Consider the following 12,092-nt stretch of genomic DNA (forward strand, 5'->3'; position numbering starts at 1 on the left):
TAACATTGTCAAAAGCATTAAACCGTAGATTGCGCGCCAATTCAATTATATGTTTGAATTAGAGTTATCTTACTCCATTCTCCTAGTCATTTGTCTTTTAGCCGCCTGCGGTTTTGAGTTTGTCAATGGCTTTCACGACACTGCCAACGCAGTAGCAACTGTAATCTATACAAACTCTTTAAAGCCATGGATTGCCGTAATCTGGTCAGGTATTTGGAACTTTATAGGCGTACTTTTTGGCGGCATTAGCGTGGCCATGGGTATTGTTTATTTGTTGCCAGTAGAATCGCTCGTAGACCAAAGCATGGGGCAGAGTATAGCCATGGTAATGGCACTTCTTATTAGTGCTATATCATGGAATTTAATTACTTGGTACCTGGGCATTCCCTGCTCCAGCTCTCATACACTTATTGCTTCCATTTTAGGCGTTGGTATTGCCTATTCTTTATTGCCAGATGTAAACGCAGCAGCAGTTAATTGGGGCAAAGCCAAAGAAATTGGAATGTCTTTATTAGTTTCTCCGCTTTTTGGTTTTTCAATGACTATAGTCTTGATGTTCTTACTCAGATCCTTTACGAAAAAGACCAAGTATGGAGACAGCCTTTTCAAAGAACCTAAGAAAAATGCTCCACCTCCATTGTGGATACGTTCTGTTCTTATTGCTACTTGTACCGGTGTAAGCTTCTTTCATGGTTCTAATGACGGCCAAAAAGGTGTTGGCTTAATCATGCTTATTTTGATTGGTATCGTCCCAGGCTATTTTGCGTTAAGCGAATCAGTTTCACCTGAATCTTTAAATGGGTCCTTCGTTAAGATTGAGCAAGTTATGGGGGTGATGGATTCTTCTACATTGTCTGCACCCGATAGAGTTATCCTTGCCGACACTAAAGCGATGCATGCACGTCTGGTTAACAAACTCAGTAGCACTCCATCTGTTGCAGTAATTCCGAAAAGTGAGCGTTTTGCTATTAGAAAAGATATAATGGTAATGAACCGCAATCTTGAAAGTATGCTGAAAAAAGAAGAATTACGGTTAAGCGACAAAGACAAGGCAATCTTAAAAAGTGAACTGAAATCTGTTCGAACTATCACTGATTTTGCTCCTCAATGGGTTGTGTTAATGGTCTCTTTCTCTCTAGGTCTTGGTACTATGATTGGCTGGAAACGTATTGTAAAAACGATAGGTGAAAAGATCGGCAAAGAGCATCTTACCTATGCACAAGGTGCTTCAGCAGAATTGGTAGCTGCCGCTACTATTGGTTTGTCTTCGGGTTTAGGCTTACCTGTAAGTACAACACACGTATTGTCATCAGGTATTGCAGGATCTATGGTGGCCAGCAAGGGCATCAAAAATCTTCAGGGTGATACTGTAAGGAATATTTTAATCGCTTGGTTCTTAACGTTGCCTGTTGTCTTAATCCTGTCAGGGACATTATTCTTTTTATTCAGATTACTGCTTTGATGATTTGTATTTCATAGTAAAAGTGAAAAGCTGGTTTATCATTTTGAGTTTTTGATTTTCTATCAAATGCCTTAGCGCTTTAAAACACTTACAGGCTTCATAGGTGTTTTTAAACTTTAAAATCTTTGGATATTAGTCCATGGTGTCACTCGTCATGAGACCTTACTTTTAACTGCTCTATTTTCCATGTTTTCAATTCTTCCTTTCTCATGGCTAATTCCTGTTCTGTGGGTTTATAATTAATCCACTTTCTCAAATCAGGCTGGCCGGCATCTACCCAAGCCGTGTACCAAAAATCCGCAATCATTTTAATAGCAATACGCAACTGCCGTTCAACCATTTTATTAAGCGCTGCGTGGTATGCTTTCGAAAACTCCTGTGAGTAAACTTTAATGGTTTGCTTACCCCTTGTTTCAAAGGAATACTTTCTGTCACCGAAAGAGGCTGACAAATTGCGCTCAATACTTAAAACACTATCAACTTTCAAATGCGCACCGGCAATACCGTCCCAAATAGTTTGCTGAGGTTTATCTAAGTATGCTGCTCTCCCTACAAAAAAATTATATTCATTAGCAAATAATTCGGGTAACCGTGATTCCCAAAAACCATGTATTCCATATTGATTAGTTAACTGACCATTATAATTTTCGGTAGTGTGCAAAGGCACATTCGCATCCGCAATATAATGGCCGAGTTCGGCAGATATTTTTAGCACTGCCGATGGATCCTGTATCATAAAAGCATCCTTAAGTCGGTAATACATGGTATTGACATGCCATGGCACAATGCCATATTCCTTTAATGTATCCTCAGAAAATTTTTCAACCGCCTGCTTCCAATAACGTGGCATACTGAACCAAGCACTATCGCCATAGTGATCCAAGTCAATGTAATGTCGTGCCGCTTCATCCACCACTGCAAGTCTTCTCCTGTCGGGATTTACCGAAGCCTCAGCCAAATATTGAATATTCGCCTTATAAAAGCCCACCATATCGGGTGGTAATGAGAAAACCGCCTGCCTGTTAATTTTAGGATGTCCATAAAAACCCCAAAAATTTGCTGAAAAAGCACATAAAATGCCTGATACGAGTAAAAGAGCCCATCTTTTCATATGGTTAAGGTAGGAATTTCAGCAATTTTCTCCACTACTTTTGCAATTCCCACAAAAGACCTTACCTTTGCACTCCTTATTGCTAAAAGATATGGCAAACCACAAATCAGCAGAGAAAAGAATTCGTGCAAACGAAACAAAACGTTTAAGAAACCGCTATCAGCATAAGACCACCCGTACTGCGGTGAAAGGTCTTCGTGCAGCTAAGACTAAGGCAGAAGCTGAAGGTCTTTTAAAAGAGGTTTCCGCAATGATTGATAAGCTTGCAAAGAAAAACGTCATTCATTGGAAAAAAGCAGCTAACCAGAAGTCAAGACTGGCTAAGCAAGTAAATAAACTGGCTTAATACCTGGTTTAATATGCAAAATCCTTTCTGATACAGTCAGAAAGGATTTTTTATTATCTAAACCTGAGCTTTTAAGCATATTCAGAAAATCCTATGATCCTTAACTTTAAAGGATGCAGGAAATTCAAGATAAAGCGCTGGGGATCAAGAATTGGGCAGCCGAAGACCGACCACGCGAAAAGCTTCTTTTAAAAGGGAAAGCCTCACTTACGGATGCAGAATTAATTGCCATTCTACTTGGTACTGGCACTGCTTCACTCAGCGCATTAGACCTAGCCAAAAAGGTACTTCAGACTACCGGTAACAACCTTGATGAACTCGCAAGGTTGAACATCACAGATTTAATCAAAACAAAAGGAATAGGTGAAGCCAAGGCCATTACAATAGTGGCTGCTTTAGAACTTGGGCGCAGAAGAAAAGAACTTTCAATCATTGAAAAACCCAGAATAACCTCCTCAAAGGATGCCTTTCATCAAGTAAGTGCCGATTTGATGGATCTACCTCATGAAGAATTTTGGATAATACTTACTAACAGGGCAAATCGCATTGTTAAAAAACAACAAATAAGCTCTGGAGGTGTGGCAGGTACAGTGGCAGACCCTAAAATGATTTTCAAATTAGCTGTGGCTGAGTTAGCAAGTGGCTTGATCCTGGCTCATAATCATCCGTCTGGTAACTTAAATGCAAGCCAGGCTGATATTGCATTGACCAAAAAAATAAAAGAAGCAGGTGTTCTGCTGGAAATACAACTACTTGACCATATCATTGTCGCAGGCAAAAGATATTTTAGCTTTGCAGATGAGGGTATGCTATGAAGTTAAAAAGAAAGATTATTGTTCTCATTATCTCTGCGGTTGCACTTTTTGTATTGTACACATTACTGAACAATAAATTCGAAAGTGTAAAAAAAGATACATCAACTAAAACCAATAGGCTTAGCGTTGATGCTCCCACCAATCCACATCTGGTAGCGTTAGCTAATGAGTTTGATTCTGCTTTTCAGTTACTGATGAATAAACATCATCAACCAGGTGCGTCTGTTGCTGTTGTTTATGATTCTGTCATTATTTTACTAAAAGGGTACGGCTTTAAAGAAGTTGGCACCACTGATAGTATAAATGTGCACACCGCATACAGACTAGCGTCTGTATCAAAACCCTTTGCATCATTCTTAACGGGCATTCTTGTCGAAGATCAAATACTAGACTGGAATCAAACAGTATTGCAACATTGGCCCGGCTTCAAACTAAAATCCTCTGACTACACAAAAGCCGTAACCATTCGTCACGTACTTTCACACTCAACAGGTTTACCTTATCACACTTACACTAACATGATTGAAGAGGCGTTGCCTTTTGATACACTTTTAAGTTATCTGCGCGACATAAAATTAATTAGCGAACCGGGTACTTTGTATAGTTATCAAAATGTTGGTTATAGCCTGATAGGTAAAGTAGTGAGTGAAGCTACTGGCAAAAGCTACGAGACACAATTGCAAGAAAAGGTTTTTACACCTTTAGGCATGATCGATGCCTCTACTGATTACCTGAGTTTTGTTAATAACGATAACATAGCCCAACCCCACATTTTCAATCGTGGGAAATTTCGATCCACTGCTATCAGAGACACATATTACAACGTTGCCCCTGCTGGCGGTGTTAATGCGAGCATTAACGATATGGCGCAATGGTTGAAAGCTTTATTGGGTCACAGAGAACAAATCATTAAAAAAAGCACCATCGATTCACTTTTTACGCCACAAGTACTAGCCAACTCAAGAAACAGAAATTTTTATAAATGGCAAAGGGTGAGAAAAGCACACTATGGTTTAGGTTGGCGCATTATTAATTTCACCAATGACACCATGGTTTACCACGGTGGTTATGTTACCGGTTATCGAAGTGAAGTAGCTTTACTTCCATCTGAAAAAATTGCTATTTGTGTTCTTACCAATGCACCAGGAAGGGTTGCCGATACAAGTCTCCCCATTTTCTTTCAGATTTTTGATAAGCATAGAGAAGCCATAAAAGAATGGAAACCAGAAATTAAAAATTAAATTACCCCTCAAGCACAAAGACTGAGCATCACTATAAAAGATTATCATGAAGCAAAAAAATATACTACTTATTCTGTTGGTTGTCGTAGGATTAATAATCGTTTTCTATGCTATGCAACCCGCAGGCACTAGCGAAGAATATAAAAAACAAATCACCTCAGCACGCAAAGATCGTGATGATTACATGCGTAATAATTCTGAATCACCTTTTGCAGACAGCGTAGCCACATTCAAAGGTCTCTCCTATTTTGAACCTGATGAGCGCTTCCGAATTTCCGCTAACCTCATTCCCGTTAAGGATAAAAAAACCGTACTCTTACCCACCAGTGATGGCCTCGAAACAAGGTATTTAGAATACGCCCATGCTGAATTTAGTTTTGACGGAGAAGCTTGCCGACTACTCATACTCGAAATTATGGACATGGGACCAACACGCGGCACTTTATTTCTGGCCTTTGCAGATGCTACCAGTGCCAACGAAACCTACGGAGCCGGTCGCTACCTGGACATCAATAAAGTACCAGGCAGCACCTCCATTACACTTGACTTTAATAAAGCATATAACCCTTATTGCGCTTATAACGACAGTTTCTCATGCCCATTTCCACCTAAAGAAAATATCCTCAACGTAGCTATACGGGCGGGCGAAAAGACCTATCAATAATTCAGGTAAAAGCCTTATTTTTGAAAGATAATCATCACCCATCCTTTCAATAAAATAGTGCGTTGGGTAGATCACCTGATTTAGTTTATGAAAATCTCTTACAACTGGCTTAAAGAATATATTAGCATAATCGAAAGTGCAGAAGAAATCGGAAAGGTTTTAACCTCAACCGGCTTAGAAGTTGAAAGTGTCGAGCATTTTGAAACGGTTAAAGGCGGATTAAAAGACATTGTCATTGGTGAAGTACTTACTTGTGCCAAACATCCCAATGCCGATAAATTATCGCTAACCACAGTTGATGTAGGCAACGGAAAAATTCATCCCATCGTTTGTGGTGCTGCTAACGTTGCTGCCGGACAAAAAGTGGTGGTTGCTTTGCCTGGTGCCACTTTATATCCGAGCAAGGGCGAACCTTTCACCATCAAATCAGCTAAGATAAGAGGCGAAGTAAGCGAAGGCATGATTTGCGCTGAAGATGAAATTGGTTTAGGTGAAAGTCATGCAGGTATTATTGTGCTGCAAACCAATGTACCAAATGGTACACCTGCATCTTCATTCTTCAATATCCAAAGCGACTACGTAATTGAAATTGGTCTAACACCCAACCGTGTTGATGCTGCCTCGCATATTGGTGTGGCCCGCGATATTAAAGCATCGCAAAAAAGAGAATTAAAATTACCTGCGGTAGATGCATTTAAGGTTGACAACAATAACCTGAATATCTCAGTAAACATTGAGAATAAAGAAGCTTGCCTGCGTTATTCTGGCTTGAGCATGACGGGCCTTACGGTAAAAGATTCTCCTGACTGGCTTAAACATAAATTGCTGGCCATCGGCATTTCACCAATCAACAACATTGTAGACATCACTAATTTTATTTGCCATGAACTGGGGCAACCCATGCACGCTTTTGATGCTACTAAAATTGAAGGTAACAAAGTTGTGGTGAAGACACTTCCAAAAGGAACAAAATTTACTACGCTTGACGGAAAAGAACGTGAACTGCAAAGCACGGATCTAATGATCTGTAACGCAAGTAAAGGCATGTGCATTGCCGGTGTCTTTGGTGGAGCCGATTCAGGTATTAGCAATGCTACTACTTCAATATTTTTAGAAAGTGCCTGTTTCGCACCGGATGCTGTGCGTAAAACTTCTTTGCATCACAGTATTAAAACAGATTCTTCTTTCCGCTTCGAGCGTGGCACCGATCCCAACATCACTGTATACGCATTGAAGCGCGCAGCCTTGCTGATTAAAGAAGTGGCTGGCGGTGGCATCAGCTCTGATATTGTTGACGTTTATCCTGTTAAGGTTGAAGACAGAATTATTCGCGTAAAAGACAAGAATGTAAATCGCCTGATCGGTAAAGCGCTTACACGCGATGAGGCTACAGGAATACTGGAAAGGCTTGATATTAAAGTAATCGACAGTAAAAGTGACGAATACACTGTTTCCGTTCCACCATACAGAGTGGATGTAATGCAGGAAGCTGATGTGATCGAAGAAATTCTTCGCATTTATGGTTTTAACAACATTGAGCTGAGAGAATTCGCAGGATCAGATTTTATTTCTTCATTCCCAGCAAAAGATATTAACAAGTTTAGAAATACACTTGGTCAACAACTTGTGGCTAATGGTTTTTATGAAATCCTTACCAACTCACTTACCAACGCAGCCTACCAACAGAAGCACAACATCTCTTTTGAAGGTGAAGCTGTTGAAATGCTTAATAAGCTGAGCGAAGAGCAAGGCATTTTACGTCAAACTATGCTTTTTACAGGTTTGGAAGTTTGTGCCTATAACATTAACCGCAAGCAAAAAGACCTGAAGCTTTTTGAGTTTGGTAAAGTGTACACAAACAGGAATGGTAAATACGAAGAGACCGAGCGTCTTGCCATTTATATGTCGGGCAATAGTGAAGCAGAGAGCTGGCAGCACAAATTGCAAAGCCTCAATTACCACGACCTGGCACAAATTGTAAATGGGATCTTACAAAGAAGCGCTATTACCAATGTTAACCTTGAAAAAATTGAAGATCCACTTTTCGATTTTGCAGTAAGTGTTAATAGTGGCAAAAAGGAGATTGGTAGAATAGGCAAAGTAAAAACAACCTTGCAACGCGATATGGGCATAAAGCAAGAGGTTTTCTATGCCGATCTAAGCTATGCATCCCTTTTCGATAGATCGAATCCGGTTATTAGCCTTAAAGAGGTGCCTAAGTTCCCTGAAGTACGCAGAGACCTCTCGCTTGTTATCGATAAAAATATTACTTTCGATACCGTTGAGACTATAGCACACCAAACGACTAAAGCATTGTTGAAAAATGTAAACCTGTTTGATGTGTATGAAGGAGATAAGCTACAAGCTGGTAAAAAGGCCTATGCACTGTCTTTTGCTTTGCAGGATGAGCAGAAAACCCTTACAGATGTAGAGATTGAAAATGTAATGAATAACCTTATTAAGGCTTACGAAACAAAAATCGGAGCTGTAATTAGAAAATAATTGATAAATTGAAGGGCTAACCAAGCTTACCCTTAGAAAACAGTATAAATGAATCAGGATACTCTAAAAAACAACCTGCAAGGTCTAGAGCGCAAACTGCAGATACTGGTAGGAGAGCATAGAAATCTAAAAGAACAGGTTACTCTGTTAAAACAAGAGAATCAGGAACTTAAATCAGGGCTGAGAAGCCGTGATGAGCAATTGCTCAATTTTAAAAATCAGATAAAAATCTCTAAAATTGTAGATAATTTAAACCCGGAAGACGGTAGTTCTTCGGAATTAAAGAAGAAGGTAGAAGAGTATATCCGCGAAGTGGATAGATGTATAGCGTATTTGAGCCGATAATTGTAAGTGTGTTGATGGAGGATCTTTCAATAAAAATCAAAATTGCCGACCGTGAGTATCCGATGAAGGTAAAAAGACACGATGAAGAGCGTGTCCGTACTGCCGGAAGGTTGATTAACGAAAAACTGAAGACTTACAAAGAGCAATTCGGTATTGACGATAAGCAAGACCTGCTCGCGATGGTTGCTTTCGATTGTCTTGTTGATAAAATGACAGTCGAAGAGAGCCATCAGGAAATAGATCAAACTGTTTTCGAAAAGGTGCATCAACTTAATCAACTGGTTTCCCAGTCTATACTTTAATCTTTTTCAATTCTGTTGCTGCCGTTAGGGACATATAAACCCTAATTAATATTCTTATGTCGGCAACTACTATAATAACCATACTTATCTGCGCTATTGCCACTATTGGCCTTAGCCTGATAATAGGCACTTTACTTTACAAGCGCAAATTTGCCAAAAAGCAGCGAGCGGTAGAGGAACGTGCAAGCCTAACCTTGAAGGAAGCAGAAATCGAAGCTGAAAACCTCAAGAGAGACAAAATTCTGGAAGCCAAAGAGAAAATTCTGAAAATGAAAACAGAATTCGAAGAAGAGGCTAATAAGAAGAAAAACATCATTATCGCCAACGAACAAAAGATTAAGCAGCGCGAGCAAACCATTAGCAAAGAACTGGAGAACCTAAAGCGCAAAGAGACTGAAATTGATGAGCTAAAGCAGGATTTGCTTCAGCAAGGTGAAGTAATTAAGAAACGAAGAGAAGAACTGGAGAAATTCAACCAGCAAAAAATCAAAATTCTGGAAGACATTTCTAAGCTTACCGCTGATGATGCCCGTGAACAACTTATTACCTCCCTACGTGATGAAGCCCAGACTAAAGCATCTTCTTACATTAAAGACATTGTAGAACAAGCCAAACTTACAGCCACAAAAGATGCTAAGAAAATCGTTATCGATACCATTCAACGTACGGCTACTGAACACGCCATTGAAAACTGTGTAAGCGTTTTCAATATTGAAAGCGATGATATTAAAGGTAAAATCATTGGTCGTGAAGGCCGTAACATCCGTGCGCTGGAAGCTGCAACCGGGGTAGAGATTATTGTAGACGATACGCCTGAAGCCATTATCATTTCTGGTTTCGATCCGGTAAGAAGAGAGATTGCCCGCTTGTCGTTACACAGATTAGTACAAGACGGACGCATTCATCCTGCCCGCATTGAAGAGATTGTTGCCAAGACAGCTAAAAACATTGATGATGAAATTATTGAAACAGGTGAGCGTACTGTTATAGATTTAGGCATTCACGGTTTGCACCCTGAACTTGTGAAGATGGTTGGACGCATGCGCTTCCGTTCATCCTATGGACAAAACCTGTTACAGCACTCACGCGAAGTAGCTAACCTCTGCTCGATAATGGCCACCGAACTTGGCCTAAATGTAAAGCAGGCAAAACGTGCAGGTTTACTCCATGATATTGGTAAAGTATGGCCAGAAGAATTGGAAAAGCCTCACGCGATTGTAGGCATGGAGCTGGCCATGAAATACAAAGAACATCCTGCCATTTGTAACGCCATTGGTGCCCACCACGATGAAATAGAAATGACACACATCATTTCGCCTATCATTCAGGCTTGCGATGCCATTAGCGGTGCAAGACCAGGTGCCAGACGCGAGGTGATGGAACAATACATCAAACGCCTTAGAGAGTTAGAAGACTTAGGTTTAAGTTTTGATGGTGTAGAAAAATGCTATGCAATACAGGCTGGTCGTGAATTACGTGTATTGGTAGATGCTGAGAATGTAACAGACGAGCGTGCAGGCCAGTTAAGCTTCGATATCTCTCAAAAGATTGAACGCGACATGCAATACCCTGGTCAGATTAAAGTAACAGTAATTCGCGAGAAGAGAGCTGTTGCTTACGCGAAATAGACTTTTAAATGTCCAAGATCTTTTTACGGTAGTAAAAAGATCTTGGACATTTCGTTACGCGGATTTTTAAATAGACTAAGCCTCGTAAAACGAGGCTTTTTTTATTATTCAAAATGCCTTATAATCAAATTAGTCTTTAACTTAAAGTATGGAAGTAAAACACAGAGAAATCGGATCCAAAGGCTTATTCTATATAGAAATCGATAATGAGAAACTGGCGGAGATGAGTTATAGTAAAGCCGGAGATAAACTCATCATCATAGACCATACAGAAGTAAGTGAAAAACTAAAAGGTAAAAGTGCAGGCAAACAATTATTACAGACTGCTGTGGATTACGCCCGTCAACATCAAATCAAAATATTACCGCTTTGCCCCTTCGCTAAATCGGTATTCGACAAAACACCTGAGTACAAAGACGTACTGAATGCGTAGCCAATAAAAAAGCCATCTCTCGATGGCTTTTTTATTATTGGTTAGCTAAGAGTTAAACGTATTGGTTCAACATCACAGGCATTACCAACATCAATATATCTTCATTCTTATCTTTTTCTACAGGCAAAATTACACCGGCCTTATTAGGTGCCGACATGGTTAATTTAATCTGATCTGTATCAATATTGTTCAACATCTCAATAATGAACTTGGCATTGAAGCCGATTTCGATGTCTTCACCTTCATGTTCGCATGACAGACGCTCATTCGCTTCGTTAGAGAAGTCCAAATCTTCAGCAGAAATTTGTAATTCACTGCCTGTAATTTTTAAACGCACCTGATGGGTGGTCTTATTGGCGTAAATAGATATACGTCTCAAAGCACTTAACAAGTCCGTACGACCAATGGTCATCTTAATGTTGTTAACACTTGGAATTACATTTTCGTAATCAGGGTAGCGCTCGTCAATCAAGCGGCAAATCATTTTAATGTTACCGAACTTGAAATAAGCGTTTGACATGTTAAAGTCGATACTTACCGGCATGTTCTCTGATGGCAATGTTGCCTTCAATAAGTTTAAAGCCTTGCGTGGGATGATGATGGCATTACCATTATCAGAAGTGATGTCATTTCTGCGGTAGCGAACCAAACGGTGACCGTCAGTAGCTACAAAAGTGGTGTTCTTTTCACCCAAGTTAACGTAAACACCCGTCATGGCAGGGCGTAACTCATCGTTGCTGGTAGCAAAAATGGTATTGTTAACCGCTCGAGACATTACTTCCGAAGAAATCTCAGCTGAGAAGTCATTCGATACAGTAGGTACTTTAGGGAAATCTGTTGCGTTTTCACCTGAAAGCTTATAGCGACCATTATCAGAGATAATTTCAACGCTGTAGGTAGACTCATCAATAGAGAAGGTTACAGGCTGCTCTGGCAGGTTCTTTAATGTTTCCAAAAGAATTTTAGCAGGAACGGCAATATTGCCCTTTTCCTTAGACTCAACCTGCAACTCCGTAATCATGGAGGTCTGCAAGTCAGAAGCAGTCACCGTCAGGCTTCCTTTTTCCAATTCGAAAAGAAAATTTTCAAGGATAGGCACTACCGGGTTAGTGGTAATTACCCCGTTAATATTAGAAAGCTGCTTAAGCAGATAAGCCGAGTTAACAATAAACTTCATGCTGAGTTGGTTAAAGTTTTAGAGGGCGTAAAGTTAGAAAGAAATGGCAATTTTAAAACTTGCTTT

The 12,092-nt window shown here is 39.9% G+C and carries 12 protein-coding genes; 10 read left to right on the forward strand and 2 right to left on the reverse strand.

What is annotated here, in order from left to right; genetic code table 11:
* The first annotated feature begins 49 nt into the window (after positions 1-49).
* Positions 50-1,462: an inorganic phosphate transporter gene (locus tag SanaruYs_RS10565; RefSeq protein ID WP_127122515.1), complete on the forward strand. Its 1,413-nt coding sequence runs from the start codon at positions 50-52 to the stop codon at positions 1,460-1,462.
* Between the two features lie 145 nt (positions 1,463-1,607).
* Here SanaruYs_RS10565 and SanaruYs_RS10570 read toward each other — a convergent pair whose 3' ends face one another.
* Complete coding sequence (locus SanaruYs_RS10570) at positions 1,608-2,573, reverse strand: zinc dependent phospholipase C family protein (RefSeq protein WP_127122516.1); 966 nt, start codon at positions 2,571-2,573, stop codon at positions 1,608-1,610.
* 91 nt (positions 2,574-2,664) lie between these two features.
* On the opposite strand from SanaruYs_RS10570, the gene rpsT reads away from it, so the two are divergent.
* The 9 genes from rpsT to SanaruYs_RS10615 all read left to right on the forward strand — a co-directional run bounded on the left by rpsT (position 2,665) and on the right by SanaruYs_RS10615 (position 10,849).
* Positions 2,665-2,919, forward strand: coding sequence for a 30S ribosomal protein S20 (rpsT, locus tag SanaruYs_RS10575; RefSeq protein WP_127122517.1), 255 nt, complete (start codon positions 2,665-2,667; stop codon positions 2,917-2,919).
* A gap of 113 nt (positions 2,920-3,032) precedes the next feature.
* Positions 3,033-3,734, forward strand: a complete 702-nt coding sequence (gene radC, locus SanaruYs_RS10580; RefSeq protein ID WP_127122518.1) for a RadC family protein — start codon at positions 3,033-3,035, stop codon at positions 3,732-3,734.
* The gene (locus tag SanaruYs_RS10585) at positions 3,731-4,975 is read left to right on the forward strand and encodes a serine hydrolase domain-containing protein (protein ID WP_127122519.1); all 1,245 of its coding nucleotides are present in this window, start codon (positions 3,731-3,733) and stop codon (positions 4,973-4,975) included. Before radC ends, SanaruYs_RS10585 begins: the two co-directional genes overlap by 4 nt.
* 46 nt (positions 4,976-5,021) lie before the next feature.
* Positions 5,022-5,639, forward strand: a complete 618-nt coding sequence (locus tag SanaruYs_RS10590) for a DUF1684 domain-containing protein (RefSeq protein WP_127122520.1) — start codon at positions 5,022-5,024, stop codon at positions 5,637-5,639.
* Between the two features lie 87 nt (positions 5,640-5,726).
* Positions 5,727-8,141 carry a phenylalanine--tRNA ligase subunit beta gene (pheT, locus tag SanaruYs_RS10595; protein WP_127122521.1) on the forward strand — a complete coding sequence of 805 codons (2,415 nt, stop codon included), beginning with the start codon at positions 5,727-5,729 and terminating at the stop codon, positions 8,139-8,141.
* 48 nt (positions 8,142-8,189) lie between these two features.
* A complete protein-coding gene (locus SanaruYs_RS10600; protein WP_127122522.1) occupies positions 8,190-8,486 on the forward strand; it encodes a hypothetical protein in 297 nt (98 codons plus the stop codon).
* 14 nt (positions 8,487-8,500) lie between these two features.
* Complete coding sequence (locus SanaruYs_RS10605; protein WP_127122577.1) at positions 8,501-8,788, forward strand: cell division protein ZapA; 288 nt, start codon at positions 8,501-8,503, stop codon at positions 8,786-8,788.
* A gap of 56 nt (positions 8,789-8,844) precedes the next feature.
* Positions 8,845-10,416, forward strand: a complete 1,572-nt coding sequence (rny, locus tag SanaruYs_RS10610; RefSeq protein ID WP_127122523.1) for a ribonuclease Y — start codon at positions 8,845-8,847, stop codon at positions 10,414-10,416.
* Positions 10,417-10,564: 148 nt separating this feature from the next.
* A complete protein-coding gene (locus SanaruYs_RS10615) occupies positions 10,565-10,849 on the forward strand; it encodes a GNAT family N-acetyltransferase (RefSeq protein ID WP_127122524.1) in 285 nt (94 codons plus the stop codon).
* 52 nt (positions 10,850-10,901) lie between these two features.
* On the opposite strand, the gene dnaN is transcribed toward SanaruYs_RS10615, so the two are convergent.
* A complete protein-coding gene (dnaN, locus tag SanaruYs_RS10620; protein ID WP_127122525.1) occupies positions 10,902-12,026 on the reverse strand; it encodes a DNA polymerase III subunit beta in 1,125 nt (374 codons plus the stop codon).
* Positions 12,027-12,092 lie beyond the last annotated feature (66 nt).

The sequence above is a fragment of the Chryseotalea sanaruensis genome, from assembly GCF_003990915.1.
GTDB lineage: Bacteria > Bacteroidota > Bacteroidia > Cytophagales > Cyclobacteriaceae > Chryseotalea > Chryseotalea sanaruensis.